This window comes from Mycobacterium sp. IS-1496, assembly GCF_001499995.1.
Lineage (GTDB): Bacteria > Actinomycetota > Actinomycetes > Mycobacteriales > Mycobacteriaceae > Mycobacterium.
In genome coordinates this window covers 1-21,922 of sequence record NZ_LQIU01000002.1, presented here as the reverse complement: position 1 = coordinate 21,922, position 21,922 = coordinate 1, and the positions used below count along the sequence as shown (strand labels likewise).

The following is a 21,922-nucleotide window of genomic DNA, read 5'->3' as shown; positions in this document are numbered from 1 at the left end:
TCGTCGCCGAGTCTACCCGCCGGCGGGGTCGTTCTCGTAGGCGAGCAAGGCCGCGGCGGCCGATTGCCGCACTCTGTCGGCCAGGGCCTGCGGTTCGACCACCCGCACCGCCGAACCGAAGCCGAGCACGAAGCGGGCCATCCAGTCGTCGGAGGCGTACGTCATCGCGGCTTCGCAGGCGCCGTCGGCCAGTTCGCGCACCACGCGAAGGGGGTAGTAGTCGAACATCCAGGAGGCGGAACGGTCGATGAGCAGAGTGGCCGACGGCAACGCCGGATCGGCGTCGAACAGCGACGTGTCGGGGCCGGCCTCAACCGCAGGGGGTGGCGGCGCAGAGGGTTCATCGAGGACGCGGGCGTCGACGATGCGGTCGAACCGGAACAGCCGCACACCTTCGGCGGAGCGGCACCACGCCTCGAGATAGGTGTGATCGGCGACGAGGATCACGCGGATCGGGTCGACGACGCGGCTGGTGAGGATGTCGTGGGAGGCGGAGTAGTACTCGATCATCAGCGCGCGGGCATTGCGCACCGCCGTGCGGACCGCGGCGGCGGCCTCGCTCTCCGCCGGTGCGGGTTCCTCGACGGCGGTCACCGTGTCGCCGAGGTCGTGTCCAGCGGCGCCGGCGGCCTGCTCGATCTTGGCGATGGCGCTGCGGGCCGCCTCGGGGTCGACCATGCCGGGCACGTCGACGAGCGCGCGCAGCGCCACCAGCACACCGGTGGCCTCAGGGGAGGTGAGGCGTAGCGGCCGGTCGATCCCGGCGGAGAACGTGACCTCGATGGTGTCGCCGGAGAACTCGAAGTCGATGAGGTCGCCGGGGCCGTAGCCGGGCAGGCCGCACATCCACAGCTGGTTGAGGTCGTCCTGCAGCTGCTTGACGGTGACACCGAGGTCGGAGGCGGCTTCGGTGTAGGTGATCCGGGGGTTGGCCTGGAAGTACGGGACCATGTTGAGCAGCCGGACCAGCCGGGTCGAGACGGCGCTCATGCGGTGGCCTGCGCTCTCAGTCGGGCGATGACGTCGTCGCGCAGCGACTGCGGTTCGAGCGCGACGGCGTCGGCGCCGTAGCTGGCGACCTCGCGGGCCAGCCGGTCGAACATGCCGATCTCGACGGTCACCACCTCGCCGGCGCGGCCGCCGAGGGTCATCGGGCCTTCGACGATGGCCTGGCGGCGCAGGGCGGTGGCGCGGCCGTCGGCGACCCAGACGCGGGCCTGGGCGCCGGTGGGCCACTCGGCGACGGCGCGGTGGACCAGTTCGCGAAGGTCGACATCGTGGGGTTTGTGGACCGCGCCGGGCGGGCCGATGGTGGTGACGTCGTCGGCGATGCGCGACAGGCGGAAGGTGCGGGGGGCGTCGCGGTCGCGGTCGTGGCCGACCAGGTACCAACGGCCGCGGTGGGTGACGACGCCCCAGGGTTCGACGGTGCGGGTGGTGTAGGGCTCGGAGCGGTCCCTGCGATGGCCGAACTGGACAGCCTGACCGGTGTCGATGGCCTGGAGCAGGGTTCGCAGTGTCTCTTCGTTGCCGCGGACACCGGGCAGGGTCGCCGTGGAGATGGCGACGCCGTCGGCGGGGTCGACGTCCACGCCGGCCGCGCGCAGCTTGAGCAGGGCACCCTGGGTGGCGGTGATGAGTTCGGGTGATTCCCACAGCTGGGTGGCGACCGCGACGGCGGCGGCTTCGTCGCCGGTGAGTTCGACGGCGGGCAGGGCGTAGGCGTCGCGGTTGATGCGGTAGCCCTCGGTGGGGTCGAACTGCGAGACGCGCCCGGTCTCCAGCGGGATGCCGAGGTCGCGGAGCTCGTTCTTGTCCCGCTCGAACATGCGGGAGAACGCCTCGTCGCTGGGGCTGTCGGCGTAGCCGGCGACGACCTGCCGAATGCGGTCGGCGGTGATGAACGTGCGCGTCGAGAGCAGCGCGATGACCAGGTTCATCAGCCGTTCGACTTTGGAGGTCGCCACTCGTAAGAGCTTAGGGCGTCGGGCGGTTGGTCAGGCTCGGCGACGCGGTGCGTGTGCTCGGCTGGTCGGCCCCAGCGCCGTAAGACCGTGCGCCCGGGACGATGAACTGTCCGGGCCAGCCGCACCGGCACCTCCACCTCGGGATGCGGTTGCGAAGCGTCACGTGGCTGGTCTCCTCCGGTTTGGGCTCGATGTGATGACGGTACGACGAGTAGCACGACGAATGACTCTGTGCTCACGGCTTTTCTGCACTTATCGACGCCCGGGGCGTCCTCAGTTCTTCGTTGGTGGTGGGGGTTGGTATGGCGGGTACCACCACCAGTCGGCACGCTCCCCGCTGGGTCCCTGATAGGGGGCGACCGTGGGCGGGGGCTGATTCGGCGGGCGGGCCAGTGATCCGGAGTGCAGTGCGCGGCCGGTGCCGTCGGTCACGGTGAGTCGGGAGGCGGGTCCGGTGATGGTGATGACGCCTTTGTGGTGCAGCCGGTGGTGGTAGGGGCAGACCAGCACGAGGTTGTCCAGGTCGGTGCGGCCGCCGTCTTCCCAGTGCCGGATGTGGTGGGCGTGCAGCCCGCGGGTGGCCCCACACCCGGGGACCGCGCAGGTGGGGTGGCGATGTTCCAGGGCGCGACGCAGCCGGCGGCTGATCAACCGGGTGGCGCGGCCCGAGCCGATGGGCTGTCCGGCGCGTTCGAACCACACTTCGCAGGTGGCGTCACAGGTCAGGTAGCGGCGATCGGCATCCGAGAGCAGCGGCCCCAGGTGCAGGGCGGCGATACGGGCTGTGAGGTCGAGGTGCACGACCACGGTGGTGCGATGCCCGTGCGGGCGGCGAGCGGCCTCGGCGTCCCACCCGGCCTCGACCAGGCTATTGAACGCATCGCCGAGAGTGGGGAACGGCGGCCGCCCCGCGCCCGGGCTGTCGGTGTCGTCGGGGTTGTCGTGGTCGTGTTTCCACTGCGCGACCAACCCGTCGTGATGGGACTGCAGGGCGGCGTCGAACACCGCCGCCTCGGCATGCGGCATCGCGATGTGCCAGTAGGTGTACTGCTCATCGGAGGTCTTGGTGACCGATGATCGCGGCTCGGGCACCGGCACCGGCTCAGGCGGGATGTCAGTGTCGGCCCGAGGTTCGGGCTCGGGTTCGGTTCGGGTCGGGGTTCGAGTTTGATCGCGGTCCGTAACTGATTGACCGTGGCGCTTCGAGCCAGCTCGGCGTAATGCTCATCAGACCCTGCCCCCGCGCCCTCGGCGATCACCCCGACCTGATCCAGCGACAACCGGCCCTCCCGCAGCGCCTGCACGCACTGGGGGAACTCCGCGATCCGGTGCGCGATGGCGGCGATGGTCTTACCGTTCCTCGACGACGACCCGGTCTTCCACGCCATCAGATGCGCCACCGACTTCGCACCCGTCATCCCACACAGCTCGTCGTGGTCGATCTCGGCGGCGATCTCCACGATGCGGCCGTCGATCGCATTGCGCTGACCGATCAACTCCGCCAGCTCCTCGAACAGCACCTCAAGGCGGTCGATGGGGCGCACCACCACCGCGCCGGACGCCATGCTCGAGGACATGACCCCATAAAAGCAGAGGGGTCTGACAATTCCGGGCCCCGCACTTTCCCCGTCTCCAACGCCACGTACTCGACACGCCGCAGTGCCGCTACCCGACGCGAACGTTCGCCATCGCCATGTCAGTCCCAACCGCGCATCGACGAATTGCCCCGCCTACTGCTTGACGACGATGGCGTCGCTGCTCATCACGCTGATGTGCTGCCAGTAGACCCAGTCGGCGATGGCTGCCCGTTGCGCCGGGGCATCTGCGGCTGTCTGCGCTCTGTGCAGAGCAAGCTCCTGCGCGTGGTTCGCGTAAGTGACCATCGCTTCCAGATGCGCAGGTCCGCGATCCGCTGACGTGCTCATCAGCGGCTTCATCACGTCGAACCACAGCATCATCGATTTGTCGGCGGGAGGGGTCGCGTCCGCGGGTGCAGGTGGCAGGAGTTCACCGAGCATCGGGTCGCCGACTGAGTCGAGTTGGCGCGCGGCGCTGGGGGCGATGACCTCAAGGCGGGAACGGCCCGCCATGTCGCCTCGCTCCGGGATGTCATCGGGTTTGAGGATGACGCGCGCCGCCCCCGGATCGAAGCCGTCGAACTGCTCGGCCGTCGCGACCACGGCACGCAGCGGGACGTCGTGGTGCTGAGCCCAGCCGTGCAGCGCGAGCATGGGGAATGTCGCCCACTTGGCGCGATCCTCGATCGGGATCGACTCGTCGGCGCTGACCAACTTCACGCCCTCGGGCAGCTTCACCCCTTCTGGGATGTAGCCGATGCCGTAGCTGTTTGCGACGAGGATGGTGCCGTCCTTCGTGACCCCGGTAGCCCAAAAGAAACCGAAATCCATTGTCTCGGAGGCATTTAGGGCCGCGGCGACTCGCCGCGCGACCTGCACCGGGTCACCGGTTGACTGCCTACGCATCGAGCTGGTGATGGCATCGCGCTCAGCGCGAGCCGCCGACACCGGCACGGGAGCGGGTGCACCGACCACCGACCCTGCGCTCGAGGCTGAAGGAGCCACCGGAGGTGGTGCGGCGGATGGAGGGACGACCGGTGCGGCGGGCGACGGTGTGGGTGGCGGACCCAACGGCATGGGTGGCGGAGGCATGGCCGGACCGCCCGACATCGGAACACCACCGCCGGCAGACGGCGGGGCTACGGGGGCCACCGGCGCGTGGGCCGCTTGGCTTGTCACCGGACTCGAGGGAGCAGGCGAAGCCGGCGGCGCAACCTCCGCCGGCGCGGCCGGTGGGGCTATCGGCGCGGAGGCCGGTTGCATCGGTGGTCCGATATTCGACAGCCTGTCCGCGATCGGCGGCGGCTGGTAGGGCTGCTGTCCACCGGAGCCGGACGTCGGACCCGAGGCGCCCTGGGTCGGGTCGACGCTTGGCTGGTCGCCCACCGAGGACGGGCTGTCGCCGATCGGACTGCTCGACGTGTCGCCTCCCAACGAGCCGCCGCTGCTGCCGCCGAGTCCGGATGCACCGCTGGCACCGCCTCCGGCGAGGCTCGGCGCTGAGGGCGCAGACGACCCGCTGCCCAGAGGCGATGGGGATGGCGCGGAGCCGGAATGCACAGTCGGCGCTTGCGGACTGATTGATGGAGGCGGCGCGGAGATAGGGGGTTTACCTGAGATCGGAGTAGGTGGCGCAACCGGGGCGGGCCCGGATGCAGCAGAGGTAAGAACTTCACCGTCGACTCCTCCGCGGCCTTGCAGCGTGGGGCCCTGAGTTCTCGGGACCTGTGCCACAGAGTTTGAGACGAACTGCCGATCGACAACCTTTTCTGGTTGCGGCGCTGGTGGCGTAAGCGCAGACCCTGGTTGAGGGAGTGAAGCTGAGATCCGGTCACCGTCCACAGGCTTAGTTAGATGCGAGACGGCATTCACGGTATGTTCGCCGTTGTCTTTCGTTGGATCCGTTAGGTCGTCCTCGTCATAAGGCGCTTGGGGAACACCGCGCTCGTAACCCAACTTCTCAGCGAGATCGCTAAGGGTGTTGAAGTTCTCCATATATTTGTCATTCACGAGTGACCGAATCGCATAGGTAGCGTCCTTATTCTGCTCTGCAGCAGTCCGCTCCATTTCTGCGATCGTTTCTTGAGCGCTCCGAACGTTCCCGCCGATAGCTTCCTTCGCTCCACTGATGTGTTCTGTGGCGCGATCACACCATGCGATCGCATCACTCAATTGTTGCTTGTGAAGTTCCATCGATCCAGTGCTCTTCGAGACCCGCGCTCCTGCCTTATCGGACGCCCCACCCGACCAGATGTGGATCCCATTAAACAAGGCGGCTTGTTTCGACGCCCAACTTTGGCGTGCCCCTTCAAGACTTGAGAGAGTCTCACGGAGCGAACTCGCGCGGTTAGTAAACACGCTTTCATCGGTCTCAGGCCAGGCACCTGGGCCAGTCATCTCAGCCGCGTAGTGGCCGGTTGGCTTCTCCGTGGATGCGGCTCGCCCAATCATTGCGCCGCCTTGCACGCCCACAACACCGCATTGACAACATATGTTGACGCGGCCGAGAGATAGTTGTCAGCGCTGGTGTAGTCGGGCAAGGCGGCTGCGTAACCGCGACGGTACTGCGCCGCGAGATAAGCGAAGTCTTCGAAAACCGCATTTTCGCTAGTGCCGCCCAATCGAACCAGCGTGTCTGCATTCGACATCATGACGGGAATAGTCTCGTCTATTACCCGACGTTGGTTCGGCGTCCAGTCAACCGCAGCAATATTCGCATCTATCTCCCGCCAATCCCGGACAGCCAAGGAAAAGCCCTTCGCTGCGGCATCCCAGGCACTGCACGAGGGACTGGAAGCGCTGAGGAACTGGTAATCTTCTGACGCATCGACCGGCAACGATGGCGTATTGGAGGGATCGGGAGCGGCTTGGACAAGCGGTGAGACCGCCTGCGCCGAACCGTAATCGGCGGCGGAGCAAATCATGGCGAGACCGGACGCTAAGTTGTCGACGACTACGGCAAGATCGTCGTCTTTCGGCTCATAGGACGGTATGCGGCCGACGAAGCTACGTGAGTAAGCGCGAAATTGCTGATAAAGCTCGCGCATTGCACGGTGAGTGGTCAGCTTCACGAGGTTCTCGACCTTGTTTGAAGCGTCCATCATCGATTCGCCAACAGACTCGTACATTGCACGCTGTTCGGGGGTCCATCCAGAAGCAGGGACCGCGGCGTTACGAGCCGCCCACCCAGCGGCTTCTGTGGATTGGCTGTAGTCCCGGGACACCCGCCCCCACGCATCACACGTCGGATCCTCGGTGATGATGTTGACCGGTCCGGTGTCGTTCGCACTCGCGAACTCCGACGCCTGCCCGTCCCCCGGCGGCGTCGGCGAATTCCCATCGGAACCGTCGCGCGTCACCAAGATCGTCAGCGTCACCGCCAGCGCGACGACCAGCAACACGATGACGCCGCCCAGAATCCACTTCCCGTTGCCGCCCCTCTGCGGTGGCGGACCGGGCGGCGGACCGCCCCACTGCGGTTGCTGCGGCGGAGGGCCCCACGGCGGCGGTCCGCTGAACTGCCCCTCACCCGCACCCGGTTGCTGACCACCCCACTGCGGCTGACCTCCGAACTGCGGCTGGCCGCCATAGGGCGGCTGGCCACCGTACGGATTCGGAGGGGGAGGCAGACTCATATGCGCACCTTCGCGTCAGAAACACCCACAGTCACAACACAATCGACGAATCAGCAGGCCTGGTGGGCGCGGGCTTCGGCCGGGGCGGCGGGGCCTCCGGCGCGGCATCCGCTTGAGGCGTCTCCGGAGCCGCGTGCCGCGGGGCATATTCGGGCGCACGCTCCCCTGCCCCCTCGGCGGGTGCCGCACCCTCCGGCTCCCCCTCTTCGGCCGGCGCTTCTTCCTTCTCGCGGAGTTCCTCTTCGAGCTTTGCCTTCTCGTCCTTCTCGGCGCCGCCCATCTCACCGAACTGGCTCGTCATCTGGCCGACCTGCTGCATTCCGCTCTGAACGCCCTGCATGATCCCCTGCGGAATCTGCATCGCCATCCCGGCGAGCTGCATCGGTATCTGAGCGGCCTGCTGCGCCAACTGCATCGGCATGCCCATCATCTGGCCCATCTGACCCATGTCCTGGCCCGCGCCCGCGGCACCCGTGGCTCCCCCGCCGACGCCGCCGGTCGCAGCTCCGACAGCACCGGCACCGGCGCCACCGCCCGCAGCACCCCCGCCACCGCCCGCAGCTCGAGCGCCGTCCAGTTCCGCGAGCGCCTTGCGCACCTGGTCAGCGATCTGTTGATCGCTCTGCTCGTAGAGCGCTGCGGCTCGGATGATGTTCTCCGCCGTCGCGAGCGCTTCGGCCTTCGTCTTGGGCATGCCCTCGATCAGCGGCAGCTCGACCTCGTTCGTCCGCGCGGTCAGTGCGAGTGAGAGCGCATCCGTGCCCGTGGTCACCAGCGGTTGCAACGGCTCCGGGATGGCCTGTGCGCCGCTGACCAGACCGTTCCCCCCGTTAGCCAGCTCGCCGGTGTTGACTCTCAACTCGGTCATCGCCACCCCCACTCACCCAGTGCGCGAAGCCCTGCCGTCGAACCGCCCAGCAAGTGCTTCGCCGACAAGATCAAACCCTCATCTGCCTCGGGACACGTCTCGGCCACCCGTTCACGAATCGTCCAGCAAATGTTACCTGAGCACGGCTCGACCCCACCGCACGAAATTCAGCGTCAGTGGGGCGGGGACTACATGCTGGCGATGAGCCGCTTGACGCGCTCGTCGACCGAGCGAAAGGGGTCCTTGCACAGGACCGTGCGCTGCGCCTGGTCGTTGAGCTTCAGGTGCACCCAGTCGACCGTGAAGTCCCGGCCGGCTTCCTGTGCGGCGCTGATGAACTCACCGCGCAGCTTCGCGCGCGTGGTCTGCGGCGGTGTGTCGACGGCGGCGTCGATGTCCTCGTCGGTGGTGATACGCGCGGCCAGGCCCTTGCGCTGCAACAAGTCGAAGACCCCGCGACCGCGCTTGATGTCGTGGTAGGCCAGGTCGAGTTGACTGATCTTCGGGTCGGACAGCTCCATGTTGTAGCGGTCCTGGTAGCGCTGGAACAGCTTGCGCTTGATCACCCAGTCGATCTCGGTGTCGACCTTCGCGAAGTCCTGGCTCTCCACCGCGTCGAGCTGGCGGCCCCACAGGTCCACGACCTGCTCGATCTGCGAGTTCGGCTCCCGGGTCTGCAGGTAGTCGACCGCGCGCGAGTAGTACTCGCGCTGGATGTCGAGCGCGCTGGCCTGCCGCCCGCCGGCCAGCCGCACCGGCCGACGCCCCGTCAGGTCGTGGCTGACCTCGCGGATGGCCCGGATCGGGTTGTCCAGCGAGAAGTCGCGGAATGGGACCCCCGCCTCGATCATCTCCAGCACCAACGAGGCGGTGCCCACCTTCAGCATGGTGGTGGACTCGCACATGTTCGAGTCGCCGACGATCACGTGCAGCCGGCGGTACTTCTCGGCGTCGGCGTGCGGTTCGTCGCGGGTGTTGATGATCGGCCGGGACCGGGTGGTCGCCGACGAGACGCCCTCCCAGATGTGCTCGGCGCGCTGACTGAGGCAGAACGTCGCCGCCTTGGGTGTCTGCAGCACCTTGCCCGCACCGCAGATCAACTGACGGGTGACCAGGAAGGGCAGCAGGACATCGGAGATCCGGGAGAACTCCCCGGCACGGACGATCAGGTAGTTCTCGTGGCAGCCGTAGGAGTTGCCCGCCGAGTCGGTGTTGTTCTTGAACAGATAGATGTCGCCGCCGATGCCCTCGTCGGCCAACCGCTGCTCGGCGTCGATGAGCAGGTCTTCGAGCACCCGCTCGCCGGCCCGGTCGTGGGTGACCAACTGGATCAGGTTGTCGCATTCGGCGGTGGCGTACTCCGGGTGGGACCCGACGTCGAGATACAACCGCGCGCCATTGCGCAGAAAGACGTTCGAACTGCGGCCCCACGACACCACCCGCCGGAACAGATACCGGGCGACCTCGTCCGGACTCAACCGGCGGTGGCCATGGAACGTGCAGGTCACACCGAATTCGGTCTCGATCCCCATGATTCGTCGCTGCACCTCATCGAGCTTACGGGTTTGTCCCCGGTCTCGGCAGGCAAGGCGCCCGATGACGCGCCGTCGACGTGACATCGACGGGTCGATCTGTCACACCGTGTCGGGGTCGATCCAGCCCAACCGCCGGCTGACGGCGTCGGCGGCGGCGACGGTCTGCTTGGCGACCTCGCCGAACTTCTCCTCACCCAGCCGGTACGACGGCCCCGACACACTCAGCGCGGCGACGACCTGAGAGTTCGCATCCCGAACCGGTGCTGCGACCGCGTTGAGGCCCACCTCGAGTTCCTCGGTGACGCTGGCCCACCCGCGGTCGCGGACCTCGGCCAGTTCGGTCAGTAGTTGCGCCACCGTCGCAATGGTGGCGGGCGTGAACGACGCCAGCGGTTCGGTCAGCCGTGCCCGCACCTCGGCGGGGTCGAGCCCGGCCAGCAGCACCTTGCCGCTGGACGTCGCATGCGCGGGGCAGCTCTGCCCCACCCAGGTCCGCAGCGTGATCTCGCCGGGGCCGATGGATTCGACGATGTTGACACTGCGATCCTCGTCGAGGATCGCCACGTTCGTCGTCTCGCCGAGAGCCTCGGTCAGGCCGTCGCACACGTCCTGACTGAGCCGGCCCAGGTCGAGGTGGCCGCTGCTCGCCCGCGCCAGCCGGGCGATCGCGAAGCCGAGCCGGTACTTGCCCCGGCCGGACACCTGCTCGACGTAACCGCGTGACTCCAGCACCGCGATCAGCCGCGAGACCGTCGACTTGTGCACGCCGAGCGCGGCAGCGATCTCGGTGACCCCGGCCTGACCGGCCTTGGCGAGGATCTCGAGGACGACGAGCGCGCGGTCGACGGACTGCACCGCCGCGGCCGGCCTGTCGTCATCCCTGGGCATCGGCGCCAGCCTAAACCGGAGGGATGCCGGTTTGGCGCACCCGGCGCTGCACGGCGGCGATCTCGCGCAGGCCTTCGTTGAGCAGGCTCCGGTTGAGCGGCGACAGCTCCGACATCGTGATGACGTCTCCGGGTGTGTGCCCGGCGGCGAGTTGATCGACCTGGTGGGTCATGCGCAGGCGCTGCAGCATGAGAAAGACGTCACGCAGGGTGGTGGCGTCCTGGCTGCTGATGGCCCGCGCCTGCGCCGCGGCCGCCAACCGCGCCGGTGTGGTCGCAGCCGTCACGCCCGCCGTCAGCCCACCCCACCTGGCCAGGTTGACGATCGGCGTGACGGCATGGCTCTTGAGGTCGAAGGTGCCGCCGCGGCGGGCGAGCACGTCACGCAGCGACCGGGTGCGCACCCGGCCAGACAAGGCGTCGAGCAGTTGCAGCCGCAGCGCTTCGGGGTGGTCCCGCAGCCGGCGGTACGCGGTCGGCACGGTGTGCAGCGCCGCGTCACCCCAGACCACACGGGCGTCGATCATCAGTGACGACATGATCAGGCCGCGGTCGCGCAGCGGATGGTCCAGCCAGCCCTGCGCCGCGGCCGACCACTGCGAGGCCGACCGGGAGAACCCGGGTTGGGTGGCGACGGCGCCGTTGGTGTCCGACGGCAGCCCGCAGCCGTCGATGATCGCGTGGGTGCGGGCCGCGATCTCTCGTAGTTCCGCTGCGTCACAGGAAGTTTCGTCACGCCACGACAGCGCGCTGTCCACGTCGGAGGACGGCATCGCTTCCCGTCTCGCGACACTGCCGAGCGTGAGCCACGCGAAACCGTCGACCGCGCGCCCGGATTCGGTCAGGGCGATCTCGAGCGCGCGGCGTACCAGGCTGTCGACGACGACGGACAGGATCGCACTGGCCGCCGACGCCTTGGTCCCGTTGCGGAACAGGTCACCCGCGATGCGCCGGACCCGCTGCCCGGCGCGCTGCAACTCGCGGGCGTCCCCTGCGGAGCCGATCGCCCGGCGCAGCAGGAAACTCTGCCGCGCCGAGGCCGCGAGCAGGTCGGCGTCCTCGAGCACGCCGACCACCTCACCGCGGCCGGTCAGCACCGGCATGTGCCGCACACCGCTTTCGAGCATCTCCATGAGCACCGTCTCGGCGGTCAGGTCGGCGGTGACCGTGCGCGCGGGGGCGCTCATCACGCGACTGATCTCCACGTCGACGGGCAGGCCCGCCGCGACGACCCGGGTCCTCAGATCCCGGTCGGTGAAGATGCCCAGGCCCCCGTCGGGCAGCCGGATCAGGGCGTACGACACGCGGTGGCGGGTCATCTGGGTGACGGCCTCGCGCACGGCGGTGTGCGGGTCGACGGTCAGGACGTCCCCGGCCACCATCTCGCCGACCGCCTGACCGGCCGATGTGCCGGGCGGGCGCGCGGCCGTGGTCGCGTTCCACGCCGACGACGCCAGGAACGCCAGCCCGGCCGGGCTGGCGAACTGCGAGCGCACCAGCCCGGAAGGGAGCCGAATCAGTCTGCTGCGCAAGGCGGTACGCGCCTGGAACTGCATCCCGCCGCCCACCAGCATCGGGGTGTATCCGAAGATCCCGCCCGGATCGACGGTGTCGATCAGCGCGCCGTCGACGCTGGTGTGCAGGGTGACCTGCCCGTCGAACACCATCCACACGTCGTCCGGGATCCGGCTGGCGTAGTCGGCGACCACTGCGCCCTGGGGGAACTCCTCGACGCGGGCGCACTCGGCGAGCCGGTCGAGTTCCTCGTCGGGCATCGACTGAAAAGGCGTGTGCCCGGCGAGGAACGCCCGGACGGCGTCGTCGGTCGAGCCCGCGGGGGTCATGACTCTCGGATCAGGTCAGCACATTTCTCCGCCATCGTCATGACGGTGATGTTCGGGTTGACCGCGGGCAGTTTGGGCATCGCGGAGGCGTCGACCACCCGCAGCCGCGACACCCCCTTGACCCGCAGTTGCGGGTCGAGAACCGCCATCGGATCGCTGGTGGCGCCCATCCGCGCGGTCGCCGCGGGGTGGTAGACGGTGTTGTGGCACTGATGGATGTAGTCGAGCAGTTCGTCGTCAGTGGTGGCATCCGGCCCCGGCGCCAGTTCCCGCTGCACCCACGGCGCCAGCGACGGCTGCTCGGCGATCGAGCGCGCCAGTTTCACCCCGGCCAGCATGATCCGTTCGTCGTAACCGTCGGGGTCGGTGAAGTACTGCGGGTCGACGCGTGCGCGGTCCCGGAAGTCGCGGCTGCGCAACCGCACCGTGCCCCGGCTGCGGCCCTGGGTCACATTGGGCGTCAAGCAGAATCCGTTGTCGGTCGTGGGATAGCCGCGCCGCAGCGTGTTCATGTCGAACGGCACGCTGCCGTAGTGCATCATCAGGTCCGGTTGCGTCACCCCCTCGTCGAGGGTGGTGAACAGCCCGATCTCCCACCACTGCGTGGAGGAGTTCACCATCGGCCTGGCAGCCTCCCAGAACACCAGGCCCTCGACGTGGTCGTCGAGGTTCGCCCCCACGCCCGGGGAGTCGACCCGCACCGGGATGCCCATCTCCCGCAGGTGGGCGGTGGGTCCGATCCCCGAGAGCATCAACAGCTTCGGGGTGTCGATCGCGCCGGCGCAGACGATGACCTCACGCCGCGCCGTGACGGTGTCGTAGCCGGTCAGATCGGGGCGTTGGTAGCGCACCCCGGTCGCGACGTTCGCCTCGTCGAACAGGATCTCGGCGATCCAGCAGTCGGTGCGCACCTCGAGATTGCGGCGGGTGTCGAGGATCGGGTGCAGGAACGCGTGCGAGGTCGAGTTGCGGATGCCGTCTTCGCCGGCGTTGATCTGGAACCAGCCTGCGCCGTTGCGGACCGTCTCACCGCGGTTGAAGGCGACGGTCGGTATACCCACCGAGGCAGCGGCCTGCAGCACCGCGGCACCGCACGGATCGGCCGGCGGGACGTCGCGCAACTGGACGGTCTTGGTCAATCTCTCGGTCAGCGGCAGGATTTCGGCGGCACTCCAGCCGTCGGCACCCATGGTCACCCATTCGTCGAGCGCCTCGGCCGGCGGCCAGAACGCGATGCACGAGTTGTGCGACGAACAGCCGCCGAGCACCCGGGCCCGCGCATGCCGCATGAACGAGTTGCCCCGCTCCTGCGGTTCGATCGGATAGTCCCAGTCGTAGCCCGAGTCGAGCAGGTGCATCCAGTCGGCGAGCACCAGGATCTTGTCGTCGCCGACGTCGCTCGGCCCGGCCTCGATCAGACAGACCGTGACGTCGGGATCCTCCGACAGCCGCGCGGCCAGGACACATCCGGCGGTCCCGCCGCCTGCGATCACGTAGTCGAACGTGCCGGTGTCCCCAACATGCGGAGGGAACGGGGATTCAGCCATCGAGAGCGGCCTCGTTTTTCGTTGTGGCCGCGTGGGATTCGAGGCAGCCGATGTGGTGGCGGCCCTTGACCGCGTACCACAGCAGGCCCGCGCCGAGGATGACCCCGATGTACACGAACGCGCCCCAGGTGTTGTACCAGGGCTCGCCGTACACCGCGGCCCGCGGCCACGCCAAGTTGAGCGCCATCCCGATTCCCCACACCACGGCGAAGATGTTCACCGGCAGGCCCCAGCGGCCCATCGTGAAGTAGCCGCCCTCCTTGAGATCCTTCGGCGGCCACTGTCCCTGCAGGCGCTTCTTGAGCAGCGGTCCGGTCACCATCAGGTAGGCCAGGTAGATCATGATGATCGCGATCGACGTCAGCACGGTGAAGATCTTCGGCTGACCGATGTTGATGACGAGGATGAACACGGCGATGATGCCGATGGTCACCGCGGGCACGATCGGCGTCTGGGTCTTGGGGTTGACCGTCGCCAGCTTCTCGCCGAAGGGCAGTGCGTTGTCGCGGGCCATGGCGAATGTCAGCCGGATCGCGGCGGTGTGCACCGCCAGGGTGCACACGGTGACGGCGATGACGATGCAGACCAGGAACACCTTGCCGAGCGGACCCCACATCACCTGTTCGACGATGTACTGCAGCCCACCTGAGCTCTCACCGAGCGCGGGATCCTGCAGATTGGGCGCGGCCATCACGGCGAAGACCAAGATGGCGCCACCGATCACGAACGAGGCGAGGATCGCGCGGGCGATGGCCTTGGGGGCGGTGCGGCGGGGTTCGACGGTCTCCTCCCCCAGCGACGACGCGGTGTCGAAGCCGTACATGACGTACCCGGACGCCAGCGACGCCACCAGGAACGCGCCGAGGTATCCCATGCTCTCGTCGGCGCCGTAACCGTTGGCGGAGAAGAAGATGTCGGGGGCGTTCTGGATGTTGATGGCGAGCAGGAACGCGATCAGCACGGCGGCGATCAACTCGATGAACACCCCTGAGCTGTTGATCATCGCCATCAACCGCACACCGAGCGCGTTGACCAGCGTGGTGAAGGCGATCAGGATCGTGCCGAGCAGTACGGCGTTGGCGGCGTAGTCGTATTCGCCGGAGCCGTCGCCGATGATCTGGAAGCCGCTCCACAGTCGCGGCAGGTTCAGCTGATAGGCCAGCGCCACCGCCGAGATCGTCACGATGGACGCGGTGAGCATCAGCCAACCCGATGTCCAGCCCACCAGCCGGCTCGCCAGCTTCTTGCTCCAGTTGTAGACCGACCCGGCGACGGGGTATTTCGCCGCGAGTTCCATGAAACACAACGCCACCGACATCTGCCCGACGAAGACGATCGGCCAGGACCACAGGTAGGCCGGACCGGCGGTGCCGAAGCCGAAATAGAACAGCTGGAACGTGCCGGTGAGGATCGAGATGTAGCTGACGCCTGCGGCGAAGCTGGCGAACTTGCCGATGCTGCGGTCCAGCGACTCTCGGTATCCGAAGTCGTCCAGGCCGCTGTCGGCCGACACATTCCCCGTCGCTCCGCTCGCCCCGGAAGGCTCCTTGATGACCATCGTGGTGTCCTTTCTGCGGTCAGCCCTTGAACCAACCGGCCTTCTGAGGCGCGACGTTGTGCCAGATGTGCTTGGTCTCTTGGTATTCCGCGAGCCCGGCGGGACCGAGTTCGCGACCGTTGCCCGATTTGCCGTATCCGCCCCATTCCGCTGCGGCGGTGTAGTAACCGAAGTCGTTGAGCCACACCGTGCCGTGCCGCAGGGCCCGCACCACACGTTCGCCCCGCGCCGTGTCGGAAGTCCGCACACCGGCCGCGAGACCGTACTGCGTGTCGTTGCCGAGGAAGATCGCCTCGGACTCGTCGGTGAACCGCTCCACCGTCAGGATCGGCCCGAAGGTCTCTTCGGTGACGATCCGCATCGACCGGTCACACCGGTCGAAGATCGTGGGCAGGTAGAAACTGCCCTTCGATAGCGCCGGGTCGCTGGGCCGCGCGCCGCCGCAGACCAGTTGGGCGCCCTCCGAGATGCCCAGGGCCACATAGGACTCGACCTTGGCGCGGTGCTGTTCGGAGACCAGCGGTCCGGTCTCGCTGGCGGGGTCCATCCCGTCGCCGACGTGGATCTTGGCCGCCCGCGCGGCGAGGTCGGCGACGAAGTCGTCGGCGATCGACTCCTCGACGATGAGCCGGGTACCGGCCGAGCACACCTGCCCCGAGTGCAGGAACACCCCGGTCAGAACGTGGTCGACGGCTGTGTCGAAATGGCCCGACTCCGCGATGTCGGCGAAGACGATGTGGGGGTTCTTGCCGCCGAGTTCGAGCGCCACCTTGGTGACGTGCTTGGCCGCGACCTCGGCGATGGTGCGCCCTGTGGCCACACCCCCGGTGAAGGAGATGAAGTCGACGTCGGCGGTGTCGGTGAGCGCGTCGCCGAGGGTGGCCCCGCTGCCCTGGACGAGATTCACCACACCGGCGGGCGCGCCACATCCTTCGAGAGCCTCTTCGAGCAGCCGGCAGAACGCGATGGTGCTCAGTGGGGTGACCTCGCTGGGTTTCATGACCATCGTGCATCCGGCCGCCAACGCCGGTGCCACCTTCCACGACATCTGCAGCAGTGGGTAGTTCCACGGCGCGATGAGAACGCACACCCCGATGGGCTCGTGGACGACGCGGCTGATGACCGCAGGGTCACCGACGTCGACGACCCGGTCGGACTGCACGGCGATCAACCGCGCGTAGTAGCGGAACACCGAGGTGACGTCGTCGATGTCGATGCGGCTCTCCGGCAGCGTCTTCCCCGTGTCACGGGTCTCCAGCAGCGCGAGGTCCTCTTTGTCGCGGACGAGGAGGTCGGCGATCCGGTCGAGCAGGTCCGCGCGTTCGGCGACCGGGGTGGCGGGCCAGGCGCCGTCGTCGAAGGCGTGCCGCGCGGCCGCGACGGCGGCGCGGGCGTCGTCCGGTGTCGCTTCGTCCACGGTGGCGAAGACACTGCCGTCGGCCGGGTTGACGATGTCGCGGGTGCCGCCGTCACCGGCATGACGCCATGAACCTCCGATGTAGAGGTCCGGTCCACCGTCCATGGGTCAGCCCCTTGCGCAACCGTCCGACATGCCGAGACGGGACACTACCCACTGATGGAACTCCGCGAGGTGATGTTCGGCGGGTACGAGCACACCGCCGTGTCGGTACGCCCGCGACGACATGGCCGGCTGCGTACGTTCGCAGGCCTCGAAGTCCTGCTGGTTCACCCGGTGGAACAACTCGACCGAGCGCGTCACGTCGTGTCCGGCGGTCACGACGTCCGGTGCGTAGAGCCAGTCGCATTCGACGACGGTGCGGTCGGCCGCCAGCGGGTACATGCGGTGGAAGATGATGTGGTCGGGTACGAGGTTGACGAACACCGACGGCCGCACGGTGATCGCGAAATACCGCCGGTCCTGGTCACCCGACAGGCCGGGCAGGGTGCCGAAACCCGCGGACCCATCGACGGTGAAACCGGAGACCTCGGAACCGAATTCGGCGCCGTGACCGACGGAGGACTGGGCCGCCATGCCACGCGCGAACTCGGGCAGCACGTCGACCAGTTCGGGATGGATCGACGAGCAGTGGTAGCACTCCATGAAGTTCTCGACGATGAGCTTCCAGTTTGCGGCGACCTCGTAGACGATGCGGTGGCCGAGTTGCAGACCGTCCACGCCGTAGCGGTCGATGGCCCCGGCGTCGCCGAGGCGCAACGCCACCTCGCCCACGACGGTCTCCTCGAACGACGGCGGGACGTCGGCCAGGCACACCCACGCATATCCGAGCCATTCGCTGAGCGCCACGGGCACCAGCCCGTACTCGTAGCGGTCGATGGCCGCGCCGGTGTTGTCGGTGAGCGTCGCGATGTTCGGTGCGGCGACGAGCCTGCCGTCCAGCGCATAGGTCCACGCGTGGTACGGGCAGCGCAGTGTGCGCCGGACCTGCCCCTCGGATTCGGTGCACAGTTGCGCGCCGCGATGCCGGCAGACGTTGAGGAACGCCCGGAGCAGCCCGTCACGGGCCCGCACCACCAGCACGCTCTCCCGCCCGATCTGCACCTTCTTGAACTGTCCCGGCAAGGCCAGGTCGCCGGTGCGGACTGCGCAGATCCAGGTGTTCTCGAAGATCCCGGTCTGCTCGGCGGCGAATACCGCGTCGCTGGTGTAGAACTCGCCGCCGAGGGTGGCGAGCAGGGTTGCGGACTGCCCGGTGGCGGTCATGCGGTCACCAGCCGGCGGGGGTCGAAGAGGCCGATGGGGTGGGCGGTGGCGCCGGTCGTGGCGAGGTCGGCGATGATCTCCCCGACCACCGGGACGAACTTGAACCCGTGTCCCGAGAATCCGCATGCCACGGTCACATTGATGCTGTCGGGGTGGCGGGCGATCACGAAGTGCTGGTCGGGGGTGTTCGAGTACATGCACGTCGCGGAGTGCACACACGGTCCGTCCAGTGCGGGCAGCAGTCGTGCCACCTCCTCGCGCATCTCCTGGATCTCCTGCTCGTGTACCACGCGATCGATGGTGTCCGGTGTGCACACGATGCCCTTCCGGAAGAACGCGACCTTCACCCCGCCGTTCGGGCCGTCGATGGCCGGGAAGCCGTAGATCTGTTCAGCGCGTTCGTTTTCGGCGATGAAGATGGGGTGGTCGGCGAACGGGTCGACGCCGCCGACCGGGTCGAGCCAGTACAACACCTGACGCTCGACGGTGATGGGGATGCCGAACTCGGCGAGCAGCTGTGGCGCCCACGCGCCCGGACAGATCACCAGCTGGCCCGCCGTGTACGTCCCGGCGGCGGTGGTCACGCGGACGCCGTCGGCGGTCTCCGACCACCCGGTGACCTCCTCGCCGAACCGCATGGTTGCACCGGCCCGATCAGCGAGGTCCAGGTGGGCCTGCACGGTCATCTCGGGGCGGGCGAACCCGGCCTTGGCCTCGTAGAGCGCGATGTCGCCGTGGCGCGGGGTGAAGTTCGGATATCGGCGGCGGATCTCGCCGGTGTCGAGCACCTCGTGTGGCAGGCCCCACTGCCGGCTGGCGTGCAGACTCCCGGCGACGGTGAGGCAGTCGGGTGGCCCGATGAACAGGCCACCGGTCATCCGGTACACCTCGCGGGCGGAGTCGGCGGCGAGCCGGTCCCACAGGTCATAGGCGCGCAGCAGCAGCGGAACGTACGCGGGATCCTCGAAGTAGGACTGCCGGATGATGCGGGACCCGCCGTGGCTGGACCCCTTGTCGTGGGCCGGGGTGAACTTCTCCAGCCCGAGCACACGCTGACCGCGGGCGGCGAGGTGGTACGCGGCGGCGCTGCCCATGCCGCCGAGGCCGATCACGATGACGTCGTAGGACATCGGCTATCTCCGGATCCGCAGCATGTCGGGGTCGACGACCGGCTCGCCGTGGACGGTGGCGGCATGCCGGGTGCCGCGGTAGTCGACGGACACCGCGTCACCGGTGTCCGCGCCTACGGGCAGCCAGGCGTAGGCGATCGTGCGCCCGACCGTCGGTGAGTAACCCGCGCTGGTCACGTAGCCGACGCATTCACCGGCCACAGACACCGGCTCCTTGCCGAGTACGACGGCGCGAGGATCGTCGAACACGATGCTGCGGAGCGTTTTTCGCGGTGGCGGCGCCTGCTCGAGCGCTGCCCTGCCGACGAAGTCGCCCTTGTCCATCCGGACCGCGAACTCCAGTCCCACATCGGCGGGGCGGTGCTCGGCCGTCATGTCCGTTCCCCAGCTGCGGTAACCCTTCTCGACGCGCAGGCTGTTGAACGCCACCCGACCGGCGGCGATGACGCCGTGTGCGCGGCCCGCCTCGAAGAGCATGTCCCACAGGGCGCGGCCGTACTCGGCGGAGGTGTAGATCTCCCATCCGAGCTCGCCGACGTAGGACACCCGCATCATGGTGACCGGGACGGCGCCGAGGTAGGTGCGCAGCGCGCGGAAGTAACGGAATGCGCCATGGGACAGGTCATCCGGGCACAACGGCTGGACCATGTCGCGGGCCAGCGGCCCCCAGACGCCGACGCAGCAGGTGGCGCCGGTGATGTCGCGCAGGACGACGTCGCCGGGCCGGTGGCGGTCCAGCCAGTCGAGGTCGCGGGGGGAATTGGCGCCGACCTGGAACGTCGTCTCACCGAGGCGCGCGACGGTGAGGTCGCTGCGGATTCCGCCCGTTTCGTCGAGCAACAGCGTGTAGGTGACCGATCCGACACTCTTGTCGACGTTGTTGGTGGTCATCCGCTGCAGGAACGCCGCCGCGCCGGGGCCGGTGACCTCGTAGCGGGTCAGCGGTGTCATGTCGTACATCGCGACCCGCTCGCGGGTCACCCGGGCCTCGGCGATCGAGATGGGTGACCAGTGGCGGGCGGACCAGTCGTCGCGCTCGGGCACCACCGTCTCGCGCAGCAGTGGGGCGTTGGCCTCGAACCAGGCGGGCCGCTCCCAGCCCCCGCCTTCGTAGAAGTGTGCGCCGAGTTCCCGGTGACGCTCGTAGAACGGGCTGGTCCGCAGTCCCCGCAGCGCGGTGCGGAACTGGTACGGGTGGATGACGTCGTAGACCTCGACGAACGCCTGCGCGCTGGTCTGCCCGATGAACTCGGGGCTGCGGGCCATGTCCTCGAAGCGGTAGAGGTCGCATTCGCCGACGTCTGTCGAAGGGGCGCCGTCGAGGATCCACTCGGCGGTCGCCTTGGCCACCCCGGCGGAATGGGTGACCCATACCGCCTCGGCCACCCAGAAACCGGCCAGATCGCGGTGCTGCCCCATGATCGAGAAGCCGTCGGGCGTGAACGAGAAGATGCCGTTGAAGGCCTCTTCGATCTTCGAATCATCGAGCACGGGAAGCAGTTTCACCGCCTCGCGCCAGGCAGGGGCGAAGTCGTCGTCGGTGAACGGCAGCATCGAGGGCATCGCCTCGCCTGCGGTGTCGGCCATCAGCGTGGACATGTCGACGGGCATCGGCCGGTGGCAGTAGGAGCCGATGCCGATGCGGTCGACGTGTTCGCGGAAGTACAGGTCGGCGTCCTGGTGGCGCAGGATCGGCAGGCCGGCCTCGGAGCGCTCGGTGTTGCGGCCGACCAGCGGCGCGATCTGTCCCGTCCTGGCGTACTGGTGGGCCATCGGCACCAGCGGCAGCACCAACCCGACCTGCTCGGCCAGTTCGGCGCCCCAGAAGCCGGCGGCACACACGACGACGTCGGCGTCGAGCAGGCCGTTGGAGGTCCGCACGCCGGTCACCCGGCCCGCCTTCTCGACCACACCGAGCACCTCGGTGTGCGGGAGGAACACCGCACCGCGGGCCATCGCCCGGCCGGCCTGCGCTTCGGCCGCTCGGACGGCCTTCGCCAGACCGTCGGTGGGAGTGTGGAATCCGCCGAGAATGCGGTCGCGGTCGACCAGTGGGTGCAGGGCGGCGCACTCGTCGGCCGACAGCAACCGGCCCTCGATCCCCCATGACTGCGCCCATCCCGCCTTGCGGTGCAGATCGGCCCAGCGTTCGGGTGTCGTCGCGACCTCCAGCCCGCCGACCTGGTTGAACGCCCACCCGTCCGGGTGGTCTAGGGTGAGGAACTTCTCGACGGTGTAGCGGGCGAACGCGGTCATGGTCTTCGACGTGTTGGTCTGGAACACCAGGCCGGGCGCATGGGAGGTGGACCCGCCGGTGGCGAACAGCGGACCACGGTCGACCACGGTGACATCGGTGGCGCCGCGCGCCGTCAGTTCGTCGGCCAGCGAGGTGCCGACAATCCCGGCACCGATCACGACGATTTTGGGCATGGGCGGACCGCTTCCACTCAGCTTCGGAGTTGTTGCGTTATCTGCAACACGATGTTTATGACGCAACAGCGATGATTCACCCATGCGGCACAGTGCGCAAGACGAACACGCCTGAGAATTTCGCGCGTCCGCCGGCGAGCGGCGTCGATCGTGTTTTCAGGGCGGCATTTCAGCGGCGGTTTCAAGCGGTCGATGCAACACCCTTCTGATTGAGGAGTGTTGTGGGTTCGAATCGTGTGTTGCGGTCGAGGATGCCAGCGT

The 21,922-nt window shown here is 68.0% G+C and carries 14 protein-coding genes and 1 pseudogene; all 15 read right to left on the bottom strand.

All coding sequences use genetic code 11. The features are described 5' to 3' along the window. Positions 1–12: 12 nt before the first annotated feature. On the bottom strand, positions 13–990 hold the full coding sequence (locus AU195_RS01990; RefSeq protein WP_059157393.1) for a helix-turn-helix transcriptional regulator: 978 nt from the start codon (positions 988–990) through the stop codon (positions 13–15). Next, positions 987–1,967: a helix-turn-helix transcriptional regulator gene (locus AU195_RS01985; protein ID WP_059157392.1), complete on the bottom strand. Its 981-nt coding sequence runs from the start codon at positions 1,965–1,967 to the stop codon at positions 987–989. Before AU195_RS01985 ends, AU195_RS01990 begins: the two co-directional genes overlap by 4 nt. A 273-nt stretch (positions 1,968–2,240) precedes the next feature. Then, positions 2,241–3,544: pseudogene (locus AU195_RS01980) on the bottom strand (HNH endonuclease signature motif containing protein). A gap of 153 nt (positions 3,545–3,697) precedes the next feature. Continuing rightward, the gene (locus AU195_RS26090; protein WP_286149095.1) at positions 3,698–4,519 is read right to left on the bottom strand and encodes an EspK C-terminal domain-containing protein; all 822 of its coding nucleotides are present in this window, start codon (positions 4,517–4,519) and stop codon (positions 3,698–3,700) included. Between the two features lie 1,472 nt (positions 4,520–5,991). After that, positions 5,992–6,945, bottom strand: coding sequence for an ESX-1 system-associated protein (locus AU195_RS01970; RefSeq protein WP_286149094.1), 954 nt, complete (start codon positions 6,943–6,945; stop codon positions 5,992–5,994). Positions 6,946–7,210: 265 nt separating this feature from the next. Continuing rightward, the gene (locus AU195_RS01965; RefSeq protein ID WP_286149106.1) at positions 7,211–8,047 is read right to left on the bottom strand and encodes a hypothetical protein; all 837 of its coding nucleotides are present in this window, start codon (positions 8,045–8,047) and stop codon (positions 7,211–7,213) included. A gap of 188 nt (positions 8,048–8,235) precedes the next feature. Beyond that, entirely contained in the window at positions 8,236–9,594 is a 1,359-nt protein-coding gene (gene pafA, locus AU195_RS01960; RefSeq protein ID WP_157530996.1) for a Pup--protein ligase, read from the bottom strand. An 87-nt stretch (positions 9,595–9,681) separates the two neighbouring features. After that, positions 9,682–10,470, bottom strand: coding sequence for an IclR family transcriptional regulator (locus AU195_RS01955; RefSeq protein WP_059157389.1), 789 nt, complete (start codon positions 10,468–10,470; stop codon positions 9,682–9,684). Positions 10,471–10,480: 10 nt separating this feature from the next. Continuing rightward, positions 10,481–12,313 (bottom strand): putative nucleotidyltransferase substrate binding domain-containing protein, encoded by a 1,833-nt coding sequence (locus AU195_RS01950; RefSeq protein WP_059157388.1) that lies wholly within the window; start codon positions 12,311–12,313, stop codon positions 10,481–10,483. Further along, the gene (locus AU195_RS01945; RefSeq protein ID WP_059157387.1) at positions 12,310–13,860 is read right to left on the bottom strand and encodes a GMC family oxidoreductase; all 1,551 of its coding nucleotides are present in this window, start codon (positions 13,858–13,860) and stop codon (positions 12,310–12,312) included. The genes AU195_RS01950 and AU195_RS01945 overlap by 4 nt, the downstream gene beginning before the upstream one ends. Continuing rightward, positions 13,853–15,418, bottom strand: a complete 1,566-nt coding sequence (locus AU195_RS01940; RefSeq protein ID WP_059157386.1) for an APC family permease — start codon at positions 15,416–15,418, stop codon at positions 13,853–13,855. Before AU195_RS01940 ends, AU195_RS01945 begins: the two co-directional genes overlap by 8 nt. Positions 15,419–15,437: 19 nt before the next feature. Beyond that, positions 15,438–16,940, bottom strand: a complete 1,503-nt coding sequence (locus AU195_RS01935) for an aldehyde dehydrogenase family protein (protein WP_059157385.1) — start codon at positions 16,938–16,940, stop codon at positions 15,438–15,440. A 3-nt stretch (positions 16,941–16,943) separates the two neighbouring features. Beyond that, entirely contained in the window at positions 16,944–18,101 is a 1,158-nt protein-coding gene (locus AU195_RS01930) for an aromatic ring-hydroxylating oxygenase subunit alpha (RefSeq protein WP_059157384.1), read from the bottom strand. Further along, on the bottom strand, positions 18,098–19,231 hold the full coding sequence (solA, locus tag AU195_RS01925) for an N-methyl-L-tryptophan oxidase (protein ID WP_059157383.1): 1,134 nt from the start codon (positions 19,229–19,231) through the stop codon (positions 18,098–18,100). Before solA ends, AU195_RS01930 begins: the two co-directional genes overlap by 4 nt. Positions 19,232–19,234: 3 nt before the next feature. Continuing rightward, a complete protein-coding gene (locus AU195_RS01920) occupies positions 19,235–21,661 on the bottom strand; it encodes a GcvT family protein (RefSeq protein ID WP_059157382.1) in 2,427 nt (808 codons plus the stop codon). Between the last annotated feature and the right edge of the window lie 261 nt (positions 21,662–21,922).

Bases quoted from the DNA above. Each gene is read 5' to 3' on its own strand.
- AU195_RS01990 (WP_059157393.1), bottom strand. From the start codon at position 990: ATGAGCGCCGTCTCGACCCGGCTGGTCCGGCTGCTCAACATGGTCCCG.
- AU195_RS01965 (WP_286149106.1), bottom strand. From the start codon at position 8,047: ATGACCGAGTTGAGAGTCAACACCGGCGAGCTGGCTAACGGGGGGAAC.
- AU195_RS01955 (WP_059157389.1), bottom strand. From the start codon at position 10,470: ATGCCCAGGGATGACGACAGGCCGGCCGCGGCGGTGCAGTCCGTCGAC.
- AU195_RS01950 (WP_059157388.1), bottom strand. From the start codon at position 12,313: ATGACCCCCGCGGGCTCGACCGACGACGCCGTCCGGGCGTTCCTCGCC.
- AU195_RS01945 (WP_059157387.1), bottom strand. From the start codon at position 13,860: ATGGCTGAATCCCCGTTCCCTCCGCATGTTGGGGACACCGGCACGTTC.
- AU195_RS01940 (WP_059157386.1), bottom strand. From the start codon at position 15,418: ATGGTCATCAAGGAGCCTTCCGGGGCGAGCGGAGCGACGGGGAATGTG.
- AU195_RS01935 (WP_059157385.1), bottom strand. From the start codon at position 16,940: ATGGACGGTGGACCGGACCTCTACATCGGAGGTTCATGGCGTCATGCC.
- AU195_RS01930 (WP_059157384.1), bottom strand. From the start codon at position 18,101: ATGACCGCCACCGGGCAGTCCGCAACCCTGCTCGCCACCCTCGGCGGC.
- solA (WP_059157383.1), bottom strand. From the start codon at position 19,231: ATGTCCTACGACGTCATCGTGATCGGCCTCGGCGGCATGGGCAGCGCC.
- AU195_RS01920 (WP_059157382.1), bottom strand. From the start codon at position 21,661: ATGCCCAAAATCGTCGTGATCGGTGCCGGGATTGTCGGCACCTCGCTG.